The following is a 20,633-nucleotide window of genomic DNA, read 5'->3' on the forward strand; positions in this document are numbered from 1 at the left end:
GCTGTCGAATGGCTGACGACAATATTACGAGACAGAAAGCAAGCCAGGTGCAACCAGTTGAAGGCGTGTGTAACAGCAGGTTACCCGCCGGCGGCTGCAAGGCCGGCGGGCGGTTCAGAGCATTCAGGCGCCCAGCGGGACCGCTTCTCCCGCCGACACCGCCAGCAGCTGATGGATCTGCGCGACCACGGCGGCGCCTTCGCCGACGGCCGCCGCCACCCGTTTGGTCGAGCCGGCGCGGGCGTCGCCGATTGCGTACACACCCTCGACCGTCGTCGCGAGATCGCAGACCGACGCGCCGTCGGCGCTCGTGCCGGTCAGCACGAAGCCTTTCTCGTCGAGTTCCACGCCGCACGTACGCAGCCAGTCGGTATTCGGATCCGCACCGGTGAAAAGGAACAGATGGCGCGTGTCGAAATGATCGGTGCCGTCGGGCAACGGCTTTTTCAGGGCGACCGACGACAAACCGCTTTCGTCGGCATCCAGCCGGCCGATCTCCGAGTTCGGATGCACGAACACATTCGGCAGCGAGCGGATCCGGTCGATCAGATAGCGCGACATGGTGGCTTCAAAACCGCTGCGCCGGATCAGCACGTGGACCTTCGCCGCATGCGTCGCCAGATAGACGATCGCCTGACCGGCCGAGTTGCCGCCGCCCACCAGCACGACTTCCTGGCGCTTGCACAGCTTGGCTTCGACCGGCGACGCCCAGTAGTAGACGCCGCGTCCCTCGAAGCGGTCGAGCCCTTCGAGCGCCGGACGCCGGTAGACCGCGCCGCTCGCGATCACAATCGCGCGCGCCGTGATATGGCCGCCGCACTTCAGTTCCAGCCGATGCGGCCGCTCCGCGCAATGCAGCGCCTTCACGTTGACCGGAATCGCGACGTGCGCGCCGAATTTCTGCGCCTGCACGAACGCGCGGCCCGCCAGCGCCTGGCCGGAGATGCCGGTCGGAAAGCCGAGATAGTTTTCGATCCGCGAACTCGCGCCGGCCTGGCCGCCTGGCGCGCGGCTGTCGAGCACGATTACCGACAGGCCTTCGGAGGCCGCGTACACCGCGGTGGCGAGCCCAGCCGGTCCGGCGCCGACGATCGCGACGTCGTATACATGCGCGTCGTCGAGATCGGGCAGCAAGCCGAGGCACGTGGCGAGTTCCGGCATGCTCGGATGACGCAGCACCGAGCCGTCCGGGCAGATGACCAGCGGCATGTCTTCTTTTTGCGCGGCGAATTGCTCGATCAGACGCAATGCGTCTTCGTCGCGTTCGTCGATCACGGAATGCGGATGGCCGTTGCGCGACAGGAAGCCTTGCAGCATGACGAGCCGGGCGTCGCTGCTATTGCCGATCAGGATCGGCCCGCCCGCGCCCTTTTCGATCAGCGACACGCGCCGCAGGATTAGCGCGCGCATGATGCGCTCGCCGAGTTCCGCTTCGGCGACGATCAACGCGCGCAGCCGCTCCGGCGGAATCAGCAACGCTTCCACCGAACCGAGCGCCATGCCGTTGACCAGCGCGGGTCGTCCCGACAATTGACCGACTTCGGCAAGGAAATGCCCGGCGCCATGTTCGTTGATCAGTACTTCGCGCCCGATGCCGTCGCGCTGATACACTTTCACGCGCCCTTCGAGCACCACGAACATGCCGGGACCGGTGAGGCCGGTCTCAAACAACAGTTCACCGGCCTTCCAGTGGCCAATCTCGCCGAACTTGCGCAGACGGCCGATTTCCGCGCAGGTGAGGGCGGGGAACATCTGATGCATGCGCGTCGAGAGCGACGAAAACGGCGCGTCGGCGACGACGTCCTGCTGTTGCCCTACCGCTTGTTGCACTTCAGGTTCTTGAGTCGAAAGCATTGAACCGCTCCTTCGGTGTTCATTGATGGATCGAACGAGAGGCGAAGCGGCGCGGCGCCCGAAGGCGCGAATCCAGGTGCGCTGCTTGCGCTACACGGCCTTCGGCGCGACGTCGTCGACCGCCACGTCGGGCGGCGGCGTGTTGGGCAGCGAATCCACCGCCTTGCCCGAGTCGCGCCAGGCTTCCATGCCGCCGCGCAGCGGCAGCACATCGGAGAAGCCGGCTTCGTTCAATTGCTTGGCCATCCATGCCGCGGAAATCTCATTCGGGCAGGAACAGTAAATCACCACTTTTTGATCGTGCGGATAGGTTGCGACGATCTCGTCGAGTTGCCGCTCGTCGGCGAATTGCGAGCCCGGAATGACGAACGGATCGAGCGCACGCTTCTCGTGCGAACGGATATCGAACAGCACCGGCGTTTTGCCGGCCTTCACGAGCGACGCCAGTTCGTCGACTTCGATGCGCGCGGTGGCGAGCTTCGAAATCAGCTGACGCCGGCGCATCCAACGATATGCGGCATACGCCAGCAGCAGGCCGACGGCGACCAGCGCGGCCGTGCGGCCAAGGCGCCCGGCCATGGCGAACAGCATGTCGATCTGCCTCGCGAACAACGCGCCGATGATCAGGCCGGTGCCGGACCACAACGCCGCGCCAATGCTGTCGTAAGTGAGAAACGTGCGGTAGCGCGTGCCCATGGCGCCCGCCATCGGGATCGACACGATCGACAGTCCCGGCACGAACTTGGCCACGGCCAGCACGCGCACGCCCCAGCGGCCGAAAAAGCGTTCGGTCTTTTTTACGCAGGTGTCACGCGAGAGTGACAGGCGGCAAATCGTTTTCAGCGTATTGCCACCGTACATACGGCCAGCGAAATACCACGCACTGTCGCCGATCAGCGTGGCGAATATCGACAGGATGAGCACCGGCGCCAACTGCGTGCCCACGGAACCGGGATGCATGGCGGCCATCGCCCCGAACAGCACGAGCGACGGCATCGCCGGAACTGGCAGACCGATCGAGGCGGCGAGCACGTTCACGAACACGAGCGCCGGCCCATATTGCTCGACGAGATCATGTAGCATTGGCTTACATCCGCAGCCCTTTCGGGCGCGGCGCAGGTAGGGAATGCGAAGGAGAATGCAAGGATTATGGACGCATTTTCAAGACGTGCAAACGCCCTGAAAAGATGCCCTTTACTTGGGTATGGAAAGCGCTATCTCAAGTACGCTGAACCGCTTGAAAGACGCATTAGTTGCGCGACTTGAACAAAACGGAAAAGGCGTGAATCTCGCGCGGCGTTGCTGAAGCGGAAATAATGCCCGATTGACGTGCGCAGACGCCCGCTCAGCAAGCAATTTGAGGCCGGTGATGCTGAAGCGGCACGCGGCATTCGCACTGAAAGTGCAATGCCGCGTGGCGGATTTCATTGACGATGATTGTGCTGTTCGCCCGGCAATTCGGCGCCGTGTGCGCGAATCGCGGCAATCAGTTCGGCTGGCGTGATTTCGTAGCGCACTTCGCGGTGTATGCCTGGCTTGCGCTCATCGACTTCGATCAAAAGAATGCCTTTGCCGTCTTCTGTCGATTCGAGGCGCAGCGAGCGAAGTTCGCGCGCCGTTGCGTCGTCGTATTCGGTGAGCAGGGCCATTGACCCGGAGGACCCGGTAGTGCGCATCGAAGTTGTCCTTGTTCCGTTGTTGATCGAACCATTGTACGGGCAGGATGGTGCGGCGTCTGTCTCGCCACCGTCACGCTTCAGGCAGTTGCCCGCATGGTTGCCGCGCATTTGCCCGTTCACCTGCCTGCGTGCCTTACGCCGCCAAGCGTGTTGACTGGCGTGGCCCGCCGGGCAACGCATGTTCGTGACGTCCCGCCGTAACAACCAGTTTAACGCGACTCCCGGCAACGACGGATGCATTTTTCGTGCCCCGTGACGGTGCGATTCTTCTTCTTGACTGTCACGCTGCTGACGCGCGCTCCGGTTAGGGGAAATGGGCGGCGCGCGGCGTGGTTCGCGCCTCGCGCATTCTGTCCAGATCGCAGATTTCGGCAACGCGCAGCGGTGCGTCGGCGGCGAGGAAAAACTCGTCGAGCTGCGGCGGGGCGGCCGGTGTGCCGCTCAGCATCGCGTGAACTTGCCCGCGATGATGGATCTGATGGACGAAAACATGCGGCAGTACGCTGCCGACCTGCTCGCGTTGCACGCCGATCGACGGGCCGCGGTCGATCTGGACTTCGCGTTGCAGATCGTCGTCGGTGAGCGATTCACAGAAGGCGAGCAGTTGCTGGTCGCTCCGCGCTTGTGCATCCCACAGGTCGGCTGCGCGCGGATAGGGCAATTCGTTGTCGAAAATGGTGAGGCCCGCGCCGCCGCCGATCAGCGCATCGAAGTAGTAACGGTCCACCAGAAGGATGTGATTCAACGTGAGCTGCAACGACGGGAAGAAGCTCACCCTGAGCTCGGCGAACGCTTCGTCGGTCAATGTGAGGCAGGCGCGGTAGAGGCGCAGGTTCGACCATGCGTTGTTGCGCGCCATGGCGGTGAGGTGCGAAGACAGCGGATTGACGCGTGGCGAGTCGGAAGGGGTCACGTCGGCCTCCGGTGGCGGGAATCGGCAGGAGGGTGCGCTTGCGCGTCGTCGTGGGAACACGTGGCGCGAGAATGGATGCGCTGCCTGTCTAGCGTAGCATCGCTTGGCGCGAGGCATCGACGTGCGGCGAGTTCGTGAAGACGCGCTCCCGTATTCCCTCACCGTTTCACTTATCCGCTGCACGGGCCACGGGCGGCAACGAATGATCCAAGCCAAAACCTCAACCGTCCTCAACTGCGCACATCAGCGTCAGCCCAAAAAAATAGGCCCGTCCACGGAGGGGGCGGGCCGCTAAACGCCGTTGTTACTCGGGTCAGCCTGCCCTTGCAAACAACTGGGCGCTGACGGTGCCATCGTGCTGCGTCAATACTGGACTGTCGAGGTGGGAGTAACGCCGATCTATCAGATCAATGCAGCTTCTTCCTGCTCGACATCGTGTGCGGTGACTGGCGCACGCTGTCGTTTGATCTCAGACGCCGACGTTTGCGCCGCATCAGCGGTGAACGCCTGACGCTTCGTGCCGGCGGCGCGTCGCGCCGGCGCTGCGTCGGCGACGGTGAACAGACGCACCGCTTCATCCAGCACGTCCGCTTGTTCCGCCAGACGCTGCGCGGTGGCCGCCGCCTGCTCGACGAGCGCCGCGTTCTGCTGCGTGGCGCCGTCCAGATGCGAGACCGCCTGGTTGACCTGGCGAATCCCTTCGGCCTGCTCGCTGCTCGCGTTCGCCACGTCGACGATGATCGACGACACGCGGCCTACCGCCTCGTCGATCACGCGCATCTGCGACGTAGTCCGCGCAACCAGTTCGGTGCCGGCCGCGACCTCGGTGGCACTCGCTTCGACCACCGACTTGATTTCCTTCGACGACGCCGCGCAGCGTTGCGCCAGCATGCGCACTTCGCTCGCGACGACCGCGAACGAACGGCCTGCTTCGCCGGCGCGCGCGGCTTCGACCGCGGCATTCAGCGCGAGGATATTGGTCTGGAACGCGATGCCGTCGATCACGCCGGTAATGTCGGCGATACGCCGTGATGCCGCGGTGATGCCGGCCATGGTCTGCTCGACCTGGCCCGCGATCTTGCCGCCGACCGCCGCCGCCGCCTGGGCGTCTCTCGCCAGATCGAGCGCGCGCACGGTCGCGTCGGCGTTGGCCTGCACGGTAGTGGTCAACTCTTCCATGGTCGCCGCGGTTTCTTCAAGCGACGCCGCCTGCAACTCCGTGCGTCTCGCGAGATCGACATTGCCGCTGGAAATTTCGCGCGCGTTGTCGAGCATGCCGGTGATCTGAGCGCGCACGTCGTAGACGATGGCCGCGAGATTCGCCTTCAACTGGTTCAGTGCTTGCAGCACGTCGCCGAGGTCGTCGTGGCGCGCGATCTGCAGATCGGCGGTCAGATCGCCGGCGGCCAGACGCGTGGCGAATCCCGACATGTCGCGGATCGGCGCGGCGAGTTGTCGCGTCAGCACCTGCCACGACACGATACTGACCGCCGTGGTGACGCCGAACGCCATCCAGAACGGCACAGGCGGCGCGCCTTCCCATGCCGCGAGGCCGGTGAGCAGCAGCGCCAGCGGCGTGATCGCGTAACCGATTGCCGCACGCGTGGCGACAGGAAGGCGCATCAGCGCCTGCAGACGCCCGAGTACGCCGGTGCGCACCACCACGCCGCGGCGCAACTGCACGCCGCGCGACTCGCCGCTGCGCATGCGTGCGTACAGCGCTTCGGCGGCACGCACCGCGTCGCGTTCCGGTTTCACGCGCACGCTCAAATAGCCGACGACTGCGCCTTTCTCGACCACCGGCGTGACGTTGGCATGCACCCAGTAGTGATCACCGTTCTTGCGGCGGTTCTTCACCAGCGAGGTCCAGGGACGGCCATCACGGATCGTCGCCCACATGTCGGCGAAGGCTTCGCGCGGCATGTCCGGATGGCGGATCAGGTTGTGCGGCTGGCCGATCAGTTCGTCGCGCGTAAAGCCCGAGACGGCGATGAAGGCCGGATTGCAGTACTCGATGCGGCCGGTCAGGTCGGTCGCGGAAACAAGCATGTGTGACGACGGGAATTCGTACTCGTGCCCGGTGACAGGCTGGTTATTGCGCATGGCTTTCCTTGCTGGTGCTAGCCCGCGCGTGGGCGCGGCGCTTACATGGTTGCAAGGAATATCGGCAATTAACCCCGCAGTCTTGAGGGTTTCCCAGTAAACCACTCAGGTTTAGACCGGATTGAGCCGTTAATGCAGGGTTGTTTGACGCAGCGTGAATGGCTGCATGAAACGGTGCCGGATGCGTCGCGTGATGCGTTCAAAAGGTCTACACTGCGCCCGTATAAGGGCTGCAGACGCATCTCGCCCCTCGATTTCGCAGCGGTCTGCCCGCGCGAATCCGCTACTCACGCGAGCTGATGCAGAAGATCCTCGATCGTACTCAAGAGTCGTTGGCGCAGGCTTTCGCCACGCTCGCGCAGAACGCGAAGCGCCAACAGCGCCTGTATCTGGCGACGATCGGTTCGCTGATGCTGATCGTGCTGATTTTCGCGCTCGTGCTGGTTGTCGTCGCCGGGCTCAAGCAGCTCGACTATCGTCGCACCCTCGCGTCGCAGAATGCCACCGACATCTCCCTGCTCTTGCACCAGGAGGAGTCGTTCCTGCGGCGGGCCGAGTCGACGCTCGACTATTACTATGGCGCGGCCGGCGCGCGGGGCCCCCCCCCCGCCATACAGCAAGCGATTCTGAAGACCGGCGCCGCGCTCGGCAAGATAGATGGCGTCGATTCAGATTTCGACATGGTGGTCGGCGAGGCCACGCGCAACGCGTGGGGCCCGCAATTGGGCGAGAAACTCGGGCGCCTCTACGAATCGGCGCAATCGACGCTAGTGACCCAGCAGGCTTTTGAACTGCGGCAACGGGCGACGCTGATCGGGCTGAACGAAGACTATGCGGCGATCCTGCCTTCGCTGGCGCATCCGCTCGTGGGTCAGGCCGGCAAGCCCGATCAGCCTGCTACCCCTGCGCCGCAATCGACGATCGTGATCTTGCTGCGCGAGACGATCGAGCGCCAGCTTGAGGCGCAAACCGGCAAGCGCGTGCCGGGAAAAGGCGAGCGCGTCTGGCTGGGACCGTACCGCGATCCGCTGCAGAACCGGCCCGTGATTTCCGCGGTGAGCGCCTACTATCACGGCGACACGCCGACCACGCTAATCAGCATGAACATATCGCTGGACGCGCTCGCATCGCGTATCGCGCCACCTGACAACGAGGGCGTGAATCTGGTGATGACGGCGGACCGCCGCATCGCCGTGTCGTCGACGCCGCTCGACGGCCCAATGGTCAACCTGCTGCAACAGTCCGTAGCCGCTACGCCAACCCACGTCTTTCACTACGGCCGCGAAGGCGCGATTTTTCACGTGCCGCTGGGGCCGGGCTTTGGCCTCCTGGTCGGCTACATACCATGGAGCGCGCTGACCGTCGCACTTGGCTGGCAACTGGCAGCGATTGGCAGCCTGACGGCGCTCATCCTGCTGGCGATTGCGCTGATGGCTCGCTATTTCGGCCTGCGGCTGTTACGCAATTCGTTTGCGGAGACGTCGCGCGCGCTGCAAAGCGAAACCCTCAACCATATTCTCGTCAGCGCGACACCGGTTGGGTTGTGCATTGTCCGGCAGAGTGACTATTCAGTCCTGACCACCAACGCGCTTGCAACCGAGTTGCTCGGTATCGAGGCCGACGGCAGTCGGCTCCCGCCGCATATCGTCAGCGAGTTTCTGGCTCGGGCGCCGGAGCAGACGCCGGCCACGGCGTTCGCGCGGGTGGCTGCATTTGTCGCGCCCACGCAGCCGGCGCTGGCGCCGCCGCAGTCTCCGCATCAATCGCAAACGGGGCAGCAGGCGGAGCCGCAGTCGCCGTCAGACAAGGGCGGCGGCGCGCCCTCGCGGTTTCTGCAATTCATTTACGCGCCCGCGCGTTACGCTGGCGAGAACGTGCTGTTCTGCGCGATTCTCGACGTCACCGCGCAGACCATGCTCGAGCAGCAATTGCGGCACGCACAGCAAACATCGGAGGCATTGATGCGTGCGCGTACGAATTTCTTTGCCGCGATGAGCCACGAAATCCGTACCCCGTTGAACGCGCTGCTCGGCAATCTCGAACTATTCGCGCGTACGCCCGGTCTCGAGGCGCATTCGCAACGGCTCGCCACATTGGACCTTGCAGCAGGTGCGCTGCGCCGCGTCGTCAACGACATTCTCGACTTTTCGAAGATCGATGCTGGCGAGATGTTGCTGGTCAGCGAACCGTTTCGTCTCATCGACGATTTCGAAAACATCGCCCTGTCCTATGCACCGATGCACGGCGACCGCGCGATCCGTTTCTATGCGCTCTTGTCGCCGACGCTCGACCAGACCTTGATCGGCGATCGCATGCGTATCGCGCAGATCGTCAACAACCTGCTGAGCAATGCGTTCAAGTTCACCTCGACCGGCAAGATCACGTTACGTGCCGAAGTGACGGACGATCCACCGGACCGCGCAATATTGACCTGTCGGGTCTCCGACTCGGGTGCCGGCATGAACGGGGAAACGCTGGCGCGGCTCTTCAAGCCGTTCGCGCAAGGCGAGCTGGGTGCTTCGCGCGGTGCCGGCGGCACCGGACTCGGCTTGGTGATCTGTGCGCGCTTATGCGAGCTGATGGGCGGCCGGATTGCCGTGGATAGCGTGCCCGGCGTGGGCAGCGCGTTTCGCGTGACGATTCCGCTCGCCAAGCCGCCCGTCGATTCGCTCGCGCCGGCGGCGGTTCCCGAACCGCGTGGGACGGTGCTCGTCCTGTCACAGGAGCAGGAAGCCGGCGAGTTGATGGACCGCTGGCTGAAGCGCGGAGGCTGGGCGGGACATCTGGTGACCTCACCGGCCGTTGCGCAAGCGTGGTTGCGCGTGAATGCTCCCCCTGATCTGTTGATCGTCTCCGGCGAATACGATCTCGAGGTGATTGCCACGCTGCGTGCTTTGCGGCCGGTCGGCGTCGTGTGGATCACGCGTAGCGGCCCGCATCATCCCGAGGCGCGCGGCGACGGCGTGCTCGAGGTGACTGAATTCAGCCGGACGGCGATTCTGTCGGCGATCGAACTGGCGCGCGAGGGCACGTCCGCGACTTCGGCGCCGACCGCCGCATGGGCAGGGGCTGATTCGGTGGGAATCCATCCGACGCTGCGAGGTCTCCCGGTCCTCGTCGCGGAAGACAATCCCTTGATCCAGAATCTGATCGCTGAACAGCTGGTCGAGTTGGGATGCGTGCCCACGATCGCCCATGATGGCAAACACGCGCTGAGGTTGTTCGAACAGACAGGTTTCGAGGTGGTGCTGACCGACGTCCACATGCCGGAGATGGACGGTTACGAACTGCTGGCCGCGCTGCGCAAGTTGCGTGAGACCGTGCAGGTGCTCGCCTTCAGCGCCGTGGCCGAACATGAGGAGGCGCACAACTGGCGCGAGCGCGGCTTTAGCGGGTATGTGGCCAAGCCAGCGTCGTTGAGCGAGTTGCAAGCGGCGTTGCTGGAGGTGGCACCGGCTTCGGCACCACCGCAGGTGGCTCCGGAGAACGTAGCGCCTGCCAAGGCGATGGCTCCCGCTCCCAACGCAGGGAATACGCTCAGCGCGGACGACAAGGCGCGCTACTCAGCGATGCTCAAGGAGCACTTGCAAAAAGATCTGCCGAGGCTGCTCGCCATCGTCGAAGAGGAAGACGTGCAGGCGTTGGCCGGTTGGGCGCATAGCGCGAGCGGCGCGTTTGTCGTCGTGCAGGAGCCGCAGTTCGTCGACCAATGCCGTCGGTTGCAACGGCTATGCAACGACAGCGGACGCTGGATCACCGAGATGGACGAACTCGCGATCTCGTTGCACGAAGCCTTATCCGATCACTATGGACTCGACGAGGAGTCGGCGCATTGACCCGCCATTCTGCTTTGCCGGCTCAACCTGGCCGTTTGACGATGAAATCGATTTCGACCAGCGCGTCGCGCGCCAGAGCGGTGACGCCGATGCAGGTTCGCGCGGGCAGCGCATCGGCGGGGAAGTAGGCGCGATAGATCTCGTTCATCGGCGCGTAATCGCGCTTGAACTCGGTCAGGAAGATGCGTGCGGCCACCACGTTTTGCAGGCCGAGGCCCAGCCCTTGGAGCACCAGCACGAGATTGTCCATCACGCGCTTGGTTTGGGCGACGACACCTTCGGGAAGCGGTGCGGCGTCGTCGGTCGGGGAGGTCGGCATCTGGCCGGTCAGGAAGACCCAGCCATCGGCCTCGGCAGCATGCGAGAACGGGCCGACCGGCGTGGGTGCTGAGGGAATCATCCAGAAAGAAGGAGCTGAGTTCATGGCGGGGTGTGCTGGGCAAGATCGGATGTCGGGATGACAAGGTAACCGATCAAAACTCCCGATGCCGACGCGTTGCCGGCATTGCTGGAGACGCCGACATTGAAGTTTGATACCCCGCGAAAGTTTGGATAATTGCTCGGTGAATTTCCGGGCCTAGCCATCTCCTCGCGATTTGGCGGAAGGGAAGTTTGGCTGGACAAGTTGCCGGAGACACCTCTCTCGGCTGCGGCGTTACATTCGCCGACCACATGCGCAATCTGAAAACACGGATTGGCGGTGCGGGAACTGTGAGCCACCCGTTCCCGCGACGAATGGTAGGCGTGAACCGCGCACAAAGCAAAAATGATTTGTAGCTGACGTAACCGTAATGTAGATTACGTAACATGAACGAAATGACCGACTGGTTACTCCTCGTGCTCACGCTCCCGACCGACAACGCAACCGCGCGCATGCGTTATTGGCGCGCCTTGAAAACCAGAGGCTGCGCCGTCTTGCGGGACGGGGTGTATCTGCTTCCGGACGGAGAAGGCGCGGGTGGCGAGATGGGAGAAATGTGCGAGGGTATTAGCCAGGCGGGGGGCACAGCCTATCTGATGCGGTTCCCAAGCCGCGATGCGGTGCAGGAGCAGGAATTCCGGGGGCTGTTCGACAGAGCCGACGAATATGCGACGCTCCGCCGGTCACTCGACGAAACTCGAAAGTCGCTCGCGAGCCTTGCGCCTGCGGACATCGCCAAGGTCCTGCGAAAAACGCGAAAGGAATTTGAATCACTTTCGGGTATCGATTTCTTTCCGAACGAAGCGACGGCTCGTGCTCAGTCAGCCTGGCAAGACTTCGTCACAGCTGCCGACGCGGTGCTGTCCCCCGGTGAACCCCATCAGACCGAAGGCACGATAAAGCGTTTTAAGCCTAGCGAGTATCAAGGCCGTGTTTGGGCCACCCGTCGGCGGCTGTGGGTCGACCGCGTGGCAAGCGCATGGCTCATCAGGCGGTTCGTCGACCGCGACGCCCGCTTCGAGTGGCTCGCCTCTCCGGATGATTGCCCCCCGGACGCGGTCGGCTTTGATTTTGATGGCGCCACTTTCACGCACATCAATGAACGCGTGACCTTTGAAGTTTTAGCGGCCAGCTTCGGTATCGACGAGGAGCCGGGTGTGGCAGGGCTCGCCAGCATGGTTCACTCGCTCGATGTCGGTGGCATCGCCGTTCCCGAGGCGGCCGGATTTGAGGCAGTGATGACAGGCGCCACACAGCGCGGCCTGAGCGACGACGAACTGCTGAACGAAATGAGCCAAATGCTTGACTCGCTGCTCGCGCATTTTGCTGCGGCGGAAAAGGGAGCAGCCAAGCGACGGAGGTGAACGGGCCTCAGAATGCTTCCGCAGTTGTTTTCTCCGTTTAGTGTCCGTTGCCAATCACCATGGAAAAAGCCAGCGTCACAGTCACCGCCCACGCGACTTACAACAACGGTCTGGGGTGATGCCGCCGTGGTACCGGCACACCGCTGAACATTCAATCGCAAGCTGAAGCATTCGGAGTTTCAAGTGCAACAAAGTCAACTGGCGCAAGATAACGAAATGAGCAATCAGCGCATTCAGGCGGTCGAGTCGGTGACCTTCGGCCAGGCGCTTTGGTACTGGCTCAAGCTAGGCTTTATAAGCTTTGGAGGTCCGGCCGGGCAGATTGCCATCATGCATCAGGACCTGGTCGAGCGAAAACGCTGGATTTCTGAAAAGCGATTCCTGCACGCATTGAACTATTGCATGGTCCTTCCCGGACCAGAGGCGCAGCAGCTTGCCACCTACATCGGTTGGCTGATGCATCGCACTTGGGGTGGCGTAATTGCAGGAGGCCTCTTCGTCCTGCCGTCGCTTTTCATCCTGATAGGACTATCCTGGGTCTACATGGCCTTCGGCAGTGTTCCGGCTGTGGCAGGCGTGCTTTACGGCATCAAGCCGGCGGTCACGGCGATTGTCGTCTTCGCCGCGTACAGGATTGGCTCTCGCGCACTGAAGAACGCGTGGCTATGGCTAATTGCTGCGGCAGCATTCCTTGCTATCTTCGTAGCCAACGTCCCGTTTCCTCTCATCGTTCTGGTGGCCGGCATCATGGGTCACTTTGGAGGTAAGTACGCTCCATCCAGATTCGTAGTTGGCGGAGGACACAAGTCGGGTGACAAGGCGTTTGGTCCCGCACTGCTTGACGACGACACGCCCACCCCGCGACACGCGCTCTTCACATGGAAGCGATTCACTGTCGTGCTTGCGACCTTCATGCTTATATGGCTCGCGGCCATCGCGGCACTTTCACTCACCTACGGCTGGGCAGGAACACTGACGCAAATGGCCTGGTTCTTCACGAAAGCCGCCCTGCTAACTTTCGGCGGCGCGTATGCGGTGTTGCCGTATGTCTACCAGGGTGCCGTCGATAACTACCATTGGCTGACCGGACTGCAGATGATAGACGGCCTGGCGCTCGGAGAGACCACGCCTGGACCGCTCATCATGGTGGTTTCCTTCGTCGGCTTCGTTGGTGGCTGGACCAAGGCAGTGTTCGGACCGGATGCAATATTAGCCTCTGCTGTCGCCGCATCCATCGTCGTGACGTTCTTTACGTTCCTGCCGTCTTTCCTGTTCATTCTGCTCGGCGGTCCCTTCATCGAAACGACCCACGGTAATCTGAAATTTACTGCGCCGTTGACAGCCATCACTTCCGCTGTGGTTGGCGTCATCGTGAACCTCGCCGTGTTTTTCGCCCTACACGTGTTGTGGCCACATGGCATGCAGGGCGGATTCGAATGGCCCTCGCTGCTTATCGGTGTGGCTGCCGGTATCGCACTGTTCCGGTTCAAGGTCGGGGTGATACCAGTCGTGCTTACATGCGGTGTCATCGGACTCGCACTGAGACTGTTTGTTTGACTGTGACCGCAACCATTTCCAGGCCGAAGTTATCGGTCAAACTCCTTCGTTTGCTCGGCTTCTTCAAACTTCTTGCCCAGACCTGTTGGCACGAGAATCAGAGACCGGTCCGTTGGGTCATAGTTTTCGGACAACGTGAACGCTTCAGAAATGATTGTTTGCACGTCCTGCCGCAGCATGGTCACGTCGAAAGGTAGATTTGCCGCGAATGGGTCCCAGTCGAAGCAGCCAACAACCGCGGACTTCCACGCGTCAGGCGACAACGTCGACGTGAACTGAACCACCCCTTCAAAGGCGGTAATCGAATTCATCAGCAAACCGGCTGGAAGTCGCCCAAGTTTTTCATAGCGAATTGTGAGTGCGCGTTTGGCAGCAGCGGCGTTATATCCACAGCAGTCGATTGCATCTGCAGCAGGCGTCATTTGACGAGCTTCGAAAGCGTCTCTGAATCCTGCGATACGCATCTCGGTCGCATATTCATCCGCTACACCTCCTAGCAAGACCAACTCGTCTGGCGCAGCGCCGCGTGCTAGCAGCTTTTCAATCAGCACGCCCGTAATAGCTTGAGCGCCTTTGCGGTTATCGGATACGACCGACGGCGCACCGTCACCAGGCAGGTCCAGATTGATGGAAGGGACACCTGCAGCCGAACAGAGCTCGTTCAACGGTGTTGGGTTTCGCACGCCGGCGATAAATAGCAGTTCAACCCGCTGCGAAAGGAGTGTTTCAGTCACGCTCACCTCGACTGCAGGGTCGCGCTGAGTGCCCACAACTATTGGGCAAAGCCCACGAGTACGAGCCTGCTCTTCGAAGGTCTCGGCGAGTCCCGCAAAAAAACGGTTCCGATAGTGGGGAAGAACCATGCCGACCAGCCCTGAGCGCGACAGCCGCAATCCTCGAGCTTTCATGTTGACGTTATACCCAAGCTGGCGGGCGCTTTCGAGTATTCGGTTCGCAGTCTCCTCTTTGATTCGATAGCGGACCCAACTGCCGTTCAACACCATGCTGACCGTAGCCGTCGAGGAACCTGTCGCCTTTGCGACGTCATAAATCGTGGACTTGCGTCCGGGGTTGCTGCTTGCCATCAAGTTGCTCCGAGGGCATTTGCGCCGTTATGTCCCGAAAAGGTAGCCGTTTCCCGACTGTACCCAATACCAGGGTTTTTCCGGCTCGACCGAACTGCTAAATAGATTCAGCATACACCCACCCGAACTGCTAAATGGATTTAGCAACTTTAGCAAAATACGAAGTCGGGCCTTTTAACACTCATTTCGGGCGTCTGCGTGCCCAGGCGTCTACCGGAGGAGACATGTTCAAGAACATCATCCGCACTTTGGGTGCTGGCGCAGTCGCGCTCGCTTTGACGACGAGTTTTGCATCGGCCTCGCCTGACAAGCCGGTAATCGGTGTTGTTGTGAAGATTGGAGGCATTCCATGGTTCAACGCCATGGAAGCGGGAATCAAGAAGCGCGCAGACCAGCTCGGCGTCAAGGCATTCATGGTCGGGCCAACGAGCGCTGACCCTGCGCTTCAGGTGCGAGCAATCGAGGACTTGATTGCGCAACACGTGGACGTCATCGGCGTCGTGCCGAACGACGCACAGGTTTTGGAACCCGTTCTTCAGCGCGCCAGAGCCGCCGGTATCAAGGTCATCACCCACGAGTCCCCGAAGCAGCAGAACGTGGACTGGGACTTTGAACTGGCCTCGTCCAAAGGGTTCGGCGAAGCCTACGGAAAACGCCTTGGTGGGGCGTTGGGCGGGAAGGGCGAATACGCGGTTTTCGTCGGTTCGCTGACGGTGCCGCTCCATAACGCCTGGGCGGATGCGGCGATCGCCTATATCAAAGCCAACTATCCCGGGATGACCCTCGTTGGGGACCGCTACGGCGTCGCTGAAGACGTGGACGCGTCGCGCAAGACTGCGCTCGACCTGATGCGCGCTCATCCTAACTTGAAGGGCATCCTCGCGTTCGGCAGCCAGGGCCCCATTGGGGCAGCTCGCGCCGTCGCGGAGCAGCAGGCGAAAGGAAAGGTTCTGGTTCTCGGGCCGTTCTCGCCTGGACAAGGCCGAAAGCTCGTCCATGATGGCGTGCTGTCCGGCGGGTACATGTGGAATCCGGAAGTAGCTGGCGAAGTGTTTGTGACGCTGGGTGTGATGCTCGTAAAGGGTCAGCCGATTAAGGACGGCACGAACATCCCAGGTCTGGGCGTTGTTCACCCCGACGGTCACAACCTGATTGTCGACCAACTGGTGGACCTCAACGCCAAAACCGTTGACGACCTCGCAAAGATGGGCCTCTGACCGCAATCCTTTTGCCGAACGGGTGAGCGCAGCTGTAGCGCTGCTCACCCGGAAGTTAACGGTACGACACATCTGGTCTCAAGCCGGTCACGTGCAAGTACCATCGGAGCGTTTCCATGAGTCAGCCAGCTTCCCCAAACCCCCTTCGTTCTCAGCGAGGTGATGCGAACACGGCATCAGCCGCGCGCGATGCCGACCCTACGCCACTGCTCAAGCTCGAGAACATCTCCAAAATCTTCGGCGGCGTTAAGGCGCTGCGGGCCGTGAAGTTCGACATCATGCCCGGCGAAGTACTCTGCCTTGCGGGTGAGAATGGCTGCGGCAAGAGCACCATCATCAAGATTATCAGTGGGGTCTATCAGCCGGAAGCTGGCGCAGTGATGCTCATGGACGGTGAGTCAATCGAAGGTCTCGATCCGGCGAGGGCCCGTGACCTCGGTATTCAGGTCATCTGGCAAGACCTGGCGCTTTTCCCCGAAATGACAGTCGCGGAGAACATCGCTTTCGAGCAGAACCTAGGGTCTCGTCCGCGCATCGTTAGGTACGGAAAGATGAAGGAGGCGGCAGGCCGGATTCTTGAGCGGCTCGGAGTCTCCATCGACCTCAACCGTTCTGTTCGCTCGCTATCAATCGCCCAGCGCCAAGTCGTGGCAATCGCCAGAGCGCTTGTTCGCGACGCACGTCTTGTCTTCATGGACGAGCCGACTGCCTCGCTCAGTCATGCCGAGACCGAAGCTCTGCTGAAAATTGTCCGGCGGCTTTCCGCGGACGGAATTGCCGTGGTGTTCGTCAGCCATCGGCTCGCTGAAGTGCTAGACGTCTGCACCCGCGTGACCGTTTTCCGCGATGGACAGTACGTCGGCACCTTTCCTACCGAAGGGATGACGCAAACTCGCCTCACGGAATTGATGACGGGCCGCACTTTCGACTATGAAGTACGCACGACAGACCTGACGAACGCGCCGGTTGTGCTGGAGGTACAGGGGTTGTCACGAGCCCGTCAATACCACGACGTGTCGTTCAAAGTGCGACGAGGCGAGATTCTCGGCGTCACGGGACGCCTTGGCGCGGGAAGAACGGAAGTAGCATTGTCGCTTTTCGGAATGACGCGCCCAGGTGCGGGTTCCATCCGGCTCGACGGAAAAGTGATTTCGCTGCGCGCAAATCGTGATGCTATCCGCGCAGGTATAGCTTATGTGTCTGAAGACCGCCTCCAACTCGGACTGGTACAGCCGCAATCAATCGGAGATAACACGGTCGCGGCGGTGTTGGACAACCTTTTGGACGGCACTCATCTCATCGCTTCCAAAAAGCGAAACGCGCTGATTCAAGACTGGATTCAGCAACTGGCCGTGAAAATCGGGAAACCGGACGACGCAGTCTCAACACTGTCAGGTGGCAACCAGCAGCGCATCGTGCTCGCCAAGTGGCTGGCAACAAACCCGAAGCTCCTAATCCTGGATTCGCCCACCGTAGGCGTCGACGTCGGCGCCCGTGCTGGCATCTTCGCCATCATCCACAAGCTCGCTGCCGAGGGTATGGCCATCTTGCTTATATCGGACGAAATTCCGGAGGTCTACTTCAACTCCGACCGAATTCTGCATATGCGCGACGGCCGCATTGTTAAAGAGTACGTGCCGGGAACGACAACGATGGAACAAATCGAGCGAGACGTCCATGCCTGATTTTCGCAAACTCGGAATCGGTTCGATTGAGGCCCTGCTGATTCTCGTTATCGCCATCATGGTGATTGGCCTCAGCCTTTCAACCTCAACATTCCTTACTCTTCCAAACCTGTTCGACCTGCTTAATCAGAGTTCCGTCAACATCATTTTCGCAGTCGGGCTACTGGTCGTGCTGATTGCTGGCGGCATTGATATCTCATTCGCCGTCGGCGCATCGGTGGTCCAGTACCTCACTGCCTTGACAGTGATGCGGCTCGGCGGTGGCAACTGGGCGCTCGGCTTCATTGTGTCTGCCTGCTTCGGGTTCCTGCTTGGCTCCATCAACGCGACGATTATCTACAGATTTCGTATCGTCTCGATTGTCGTGACGATTGCCACGTTCAACGTGTTTTTCGGTGGATTGATGTTTCTCACGGGCGGGGTGTCCATCTACGACCTGCCGGACTGGTGGACCAATAGAGTCTCTATCATCCATTTCAACACCGCGAGTGGTAATGCGAATCTCGCACTGCCTGTGGCCGTGATGGTCGTCATGGTCGTAGCAACATGGTTTCTGCTGCGACGCACGACAACAGGTCGACAGCTCTACGCCATGGGCGACAACCCCGAGGCGGCGCGACGCGTGGGGGTCAACATAGGTGCGATGCATTACATCGCCTTTGGCTGGCTCGGCATGATGGCCGGGATTGCCGGACTCATGCAAGCCCACTACGTGCAGGAAGTCGTTCCGAACGCATTTTACGGCCGCGAACTGGATGTGCTCGCTGCTGTGGTGCTCGGTGGTGCAAGGTTAGGCGGTGGGCGCGGCACAATCCTTGGCGCCATCCTTGGCATCCTCCTGACCGCTATCACCGCCAACGGGCTGAACCTGCTCGGCATCTCGCCGTACGCGTTCAAGATGATTATCGGAGCCATCATTCTTATCGCTATTACGTTGTCGAGCGGCGGTTTCGCCAAGCTCGTCGGAGCGCGATTCACGTCACAAAGCGTAAAGGCCTCGTCATGAAAATGTCCTCATCTCAACGCGCGGCCGCGCCGCTCGTACCGGCAGACGTTGCCGGGTTGCTTGGATTTCTCGTCCTGGTCATCGCAATCCTGAGCTTCGCGTCTGACCGCTTTTTCTCGGCAAGCACATTCGTGTCGGTAGCGTTCCAGTTGCCGGAACTCGGGTTCTTTACGCTGGCGATGTTGATGCCCTTGATTTCCGGTGGCTTCAATCTCGCGGTGACTTTCACCGCGAACATATCGGGGTTGGCGATGGCGTGGGTGCTTCATACGTATGGCGGAGCGGACGCCGGCGCCGTAGCCATCATCCTCGGCATTGCTGCCGCGTTGGCCACCGGCTCCGCAGCCGGTTGGGTGATGGGTGCCGTCATTGCGCGCACTGGAGCAAGCCCAATCCTCGTGTCTTTGTCGATGATGATTTTCTTGCGCGGATTGGGGGAGTTCCTCACACGCGGAGGCGACATCTCCGGGTTCCCGCCGTTTGTGCGCGAAATGGGCAACGGTGTCTTCCTCGGCGTACCCATTCCCCTCCTGATTTTTCTCGGCTGCGCACTACTTTGGCACGTTGTCATGACACGGTCGCGGCTAGGCTTCGCCACACGCATGATTGGTTCGAATCTGGAAGCAACGCGATATTCCGGCATCGCGACGACACGCGCCGTCACCCGAATTTACATGCTGTCGGGGCTGATGTGCGGCGTCGCTGGCGTGGTGATGGCGGCCCAGTTCAACTCGGTGCGCGTTGGCCATGGCGAGGCCTTTCTGCTCATCTCCGTGCTTGCGTGCTTCCTGGGTCGCGTCGACCCATTCGGCGGCTTTGGCCGCGTGGTTCCGGTCGTGATTGCACTCGTGATTCTGCAGGTTATCGCTTCTGGCCTCAATTTGCTCGGCGCCAACCAACACCTGGCTACTGCGTTGTGGGGTGTCTTCCTGCTTGCTGTGATGCTCTTCCGTTGGGCATGGGCGAACGGCATTTCGAAAACTTTGGTCCGCAGGCGCGTGACCGCATCTGAAGGAGTGACACAATGAATAAGCTTGGCGTACACGCACTGGTATGGGCTGGCGACCTCACCCCCGAATCGACTCGCAAGGTTTTGAGCCAGACCAAAGCTGCTGGGTTCGACCTGGCTGAACTGTCCTTGCATGGTCCGAAGGTCATGGACCTGGCGCTCACGCGGGATTTGCTGCAAGAGCATGAGCTGGATATCGGTTGCTCGCGCGGTCTCACCTTTGATGCGGACGTGTCCAGCGAGGATTCTGCTACGGTCGCACGCGGAGTTTCGATGCTGGAGGAAGGTATCAGCGTCACGGCCGAGCTGGGTGGAGGCTACTTCGGCGGGATTCTTTACGGCGCGATGGGAAAATACAACGCGCCGGTTACCAGGCAAGGCCGCCGTAACGCGATTGATTCGCTCAAGCGCATTGCCGATTTCGCGTTGAAGAAGAACGTGACGCTTGGGCTTGAAGTGGTAAATCGCTATGAGAGCAATTTGCTGAACACCGCATCGCAGGCGCTTGCCATGATTGACGAAGTCGATGCGCCCAATGTCGTCGTTCATCTCGATACGTATCACATGAACATTGAGGAATCCGATTTCATGCAACCGGTTCTGCAATGTGGCAAGCGTCTTGGCTACGTTCATATCGGGGAAAGCAATCGCGGGTACCTCGGGTCAGGGACTATCGATTTCTCTCAGTTTTTCCATGCACTCGCCATGATTGACTACAAGGGAGTCGTGACTTTTGAGAGCTTCTCGTCGACGGTCGTCAACGAGCAGTTGTCCAATGCGTTGGCAATCTGGCGCAACTTGTGGGACGACGGTATGGACTTGGCCAAACATGCGCGGGAGTTCATCGCGGGTGGCATCAACGCCGCCGCGAAAGCAAAAACGCACCACTAGACGCCTGCCGGGT

15 protein-coding genes are annotated in these 20,633 nt (G+C 61.1%); 8 read left to right on the forward strand and 7 right to left on the reverse strand.

All coding sequences use genetic code 11. The features are described from left to right. Nucleotides 1-123: 123 nt before the first annotated feature. The 5 genes from PQR42_RS29175 to PQR42_RS29195 form a co-directional block, all read right to left on the reverse strand. A complete protein-coding gene (locus tag PQR42_RS29175) occupies nucleotides 124-1,854 on the reverse strand; it encodes an FAD-dependent oxidoreductase (RefSeq protein WP_408213457.1) in 1,731 nt (576 codons plus the stop codon). Between the two features lie 90 nt (nucleotides 1,855-1,944). After that, on the reverse strand, nucleotides 1,945-2,937 hold the full coding sequence (locus tag PQR42_RS29180; protein ID WP_408213454.1) for a DedA family protein/thiosulfate sulfurtransferase GlpE: 993 nt from the start codon (nucleotides 2,935-2,937) through the stop codon (nucleotides 1,945-1,947). 341 nt (nucleotides 2,938-3,278) lie between these two features. After that, on the reverse strand, nucleotides 3,279-3,530 hold the full coding sequence (locus PQR42_RS29185) for a hypothetical protein (RefSeq protein ID WP_007178686.1): 252 nt from the start codon (nucleotides 3,528-3,530) through the stop codon (nucleotides 3,279-3,281). Between the two features lie 307 nt (nucleotides 3,531-3,837). Then, complete coding sequence (locus tag PQR42_RS29190) at nucleotides 3,838-4,446, reverse strand: DinB family protein (RefSeq protein WP_408389283.1); 609 nt, start codon at nucleotides 4,444-4,446, stop codon at nucleotides 3,838-3,840. A 402-nt stretch (nucleotides 4,447-4,848) separates the two neighbouring features. Next, a complete protein-coding gene (locus PQR42_RS29195) occupies nucleotides 4,849-6,549 on the reverse strand; it encodes a methyl-accepting chemotaxis protein (protein WP_408389285.1) in 1,701 nt (566 codons plus the stop codon). A 299-nt stretch (nucleotides 6,550-6,848) separates the two neighbouring features. Between PQR42_RS29195 and PQR42_RS29200 the strand changes: the two genes are divergently transcribed. Beyond that, on the forward strand, nucleotides 6,849-10,385 hold the full coding sequence (locus PQR42_RS29200; RefSeq protein WP_408494317.1) for an ATP-binding protein: 3,537 nt from the start codon (nucleotides 6,849-6,851) through the stop codon (nucleotides 10,383-10,385). 22 nt (nucleotides 10,386-10,407) lie between these two features. On the opposite strand, the gene PQR42_RS29205 is transcribed toward PQR42_RS29200, so the two are convergent. Next, nucleotides 10,408-10,809: a RidA family protein gene (locus PQR42_RS29205; protein WP_408219444.1), complete on the reverse strand. Its 402-nt coding sequence runs from the start codon at nucleotides 10,807-10,809 to the stop codon at nucleotides 10,408-10,410. A gap of 383 nt (nucleotides 10,810-11,192) precedes the next feature. On the opposite strand from PQR42_RS29205, the gene PQR42_RS29210 reads away from it, so the two are divergent. Both PQR42_RS29210 and chrA read left to right on the forward strand, forming a co-directional pair. Next, nucleotides 11,193-12,170, forward strand: a complete 978-nt coding sequence (locus PQR42_RS29210) for a chromate resistance protein ChrB domain-containing protein (RefSeq protein WP_408387013.1) — start codon at nucleotides 11,193-11,195, stop codon at nucleotides 12,168-12,170. 216 nt (nucleotides 12,171-12,386) lie between these two features. Then, nucleotides 12,387-13,727 carry a chromate efflux transporter gene (gene chrA, locus PQR42_RS29215; protein ID WP_408387018.1) on the forward strand — a complete coding sequence of 447 codons (1,341 nt, stop codon included), beginning with the start codon at nucleotides 12,387-12,389 and terminating at the stop codon, nucleotides 13,725-13,727. Between the two features lie 29 nt (nucleotides 13,728-13,756). On the opposite strand, the gene PQR42_RS29220 is transcribed toward chrA, so the two are convergent. After that, nucleotides 13,757-14,812: a LacI family DNA-binding transcriptional regulator gene (locus tag PQR42_RS29220; RefSeq protein WP_408219450.1), complete on the reverse strand. Its 1,056-nt coding sequence runs from the start codon at nucleotides 14,810-14,812 to the stop codon at nucleotides 13,757-13,759. A 224-nt stretch (nucleotides 14,813-15,036) separates the two neighbouring features. On the opposite strand from PQR42_RS29220, the gene PQR42_RS29225 reads away from it, so the two are divergent. The 5 genes from PQR42_RS29225 (at nucleotide 15,037) to PQR42_RS29245 (ending at nucleotide 20,620) form a co-directional block, all read left to right on the forward strand. Continuing rightward, nucleotides 15,037-16,029 carry a substrate-binding domain-containing protein gene (locus PQR42_RS29225; RefSeq protein WP_408219453.1) on the forward strand — a complete coding sequence of 331 codons (993 nt, stop codon included), beginning with the start codon at nucleotides 15,037-15,039 and terminating at the stop codon, nucleotides 16,027-16,029. Between the two features lie 116 nt (nucleotides 16,030-16,145). Next, nucleotides 16,146-17,714 (forward strand): sugar ABC transporter ATP-binding protein, encoded by a 1,569-nt coding sequence (locus PQR42_RS29230; RefSeq protein ID WP_408387012.1) that lies wholly within the window; start codon nucleotides 16,146-16,148, stop codon nucleotides 17,712-17,714. Further along, entirely contained in the window at nucleotides 17,707-18,720 is a 1,014-nt protein-coding gene (locus tag PQR42_RS29235) for an ABC transporter permease (RefSeq protein ID WP_408387011.1), read from the forward strand. Before PQR42_RS29230 ends, PQR42_RS29235 begins: the two co-directional genes overlap by 8 nt. Continuing rightward, nucleotides 18,717-19,748, forward strand: coding sequence for an ABC transporter permease (locus PQR42_RS29240; protein WP_408219462.1), 1,032 nt, complete (start codon nucleotides 18,717-18,719; stop codon nucleotides 19,746-19,748). The genes PQR42_RS29235 and PQR42_RS29240 overlap by 4 nt, the downstream gene beginning before the upstream one ends. Further along, nucleotides 19,745-20,620, forward strand: a complete 876-nt coding sequence (locus tag PQR42_RS29245) for a sugar phosphate isomerase/epimerase family protein (protein WP_408387010.1) — start codon at nucleotides 19,745-19,747, stop codon at nucleotides 20,618-20,620. The genes PQR42_RS29240 and PQR42_RS29245 overlap by 4 nt, the downstream gene beginning before the upstream one ends. Nucleotides 20,621-20,633: the final 13 nt, after the last annotated feature.

The organism is Paraburkholderia sediminicola (assembly GCF_046027355.1).
Taxonomy (GTDB): Bacteria; Pseudomonadota; Gammaproteobacteria; order Burkholderiales; family Burkholderiaceae; genus Paraburkholderia; species Paraburkholderia sediminicola_B.

What these genes read in the sequence shown, in the direction of transcription:
- PQR42_RS29175 (WP_408213457.1), bottom strand. Translation starts at nt 1,854, where the DNA reads ATGCTTTCGACTCAAGAACCTGAAGTGCAACAAGCGGTAGGGCAACAG.
- PQR42_RS29180 (WP_408213454.1), bottom strand. Translation starts at nt 2,937, where the DNA reads ATGCTACATGATCTCGTCGAGCAATATGGGCCGGCGCTCGTGTTCGTG.
- PQR42_RS29185 (WP_007178686.1), bottom strand. Translation starts at nt 3,530, where the DNA reads ATGCGCACTACCGGGTCCTCCGGGTCAATGGCCCTGCTCACCGAATAC.
- PQR42_RS29195 (WP_408389285.1), bottom strand. Translation starts at nt 6,549, where the DNA reads ATGCGCAATAACCAGCCTGTCACCGGGCACGAGTACGAATTCCCGTCG.
- PQR42_RS29200 (WP_408494317.1), top strand. Translation starts at nt 6,849, where the DNA reads ATGCAGAAGATCCTCGATCGTACTCAAGAGTCGTTGGCGCAGGCTTTC.
- PQR42_RS29205 (WP_408219444.1), bottom strand. Translation starts at nt 10,809, where the DNA reads ATGAACTCAGCTCCTTCTTTCTGGATGATTCCCTCAGCACCCACGCCG.
- PQR42_RS29210 (WP_408387013.1), top strand. Translation starts at nt 11,193, where the DNA reads ATGAACGAAATGACCGACTGGTTACTCCTCGTGCTCACGCTCCCGACC.
- chrA (WP_408387018.1), top strand. Translation starts at nt 12,387, where the DNA reads ATGAGCAATCAGCGCATTCAGGCGGTCGAGTCGGTGACCTTCGGCCAG.
- PQR42_RS29220 (WP_408219450.1), bottom strand. Translation starts at nt 14,812, where the DNA reads ATGGCAAGCAGCAACCCCGGACGCAAGTCCACGATTTATGACGTCGCA.
- PQR42_RS29225 (WP_408219453.1), top strand. Translation starts at nt 15,037, where the DNA reads ATGTTCAAGAACATCATCCGCACTTTGGGTGCTGGCGCAGTCGCGCTC.
- PQR42_RS29230 (WP_408387012.1), top strand. Translation starts at nt 16,146, where the DNA reads ATGAGTCAGCCAGCTTCCCCAAACCCCCTTCGTTCTCAGCGAGGTGAT.
- PQR42_RS29235 (WP_408387011.1), top strand. Translation starts at nt 17,707, where the DNA reads ATGCCTGATTTTCGCAAACTCGGAATCGGTTCGATTGAGGCCCTGCTG.
- PQR42_RS29240 (WP_408219462.1), top strand. Translation starts at nt 18,717, where the DNA reads ATGAAAATGTCCTCATCTCAACGCGCGGCCGCGCCGCTCGTACCGGCA.
- PQR42_RS29245 (WP_408387010.1), top strand. Translation starts at nt 19,745, where the DNA reads ATGAATAAGCTTGGCGTACACGCACTGGTATGGGCTGGCGACCTCACC.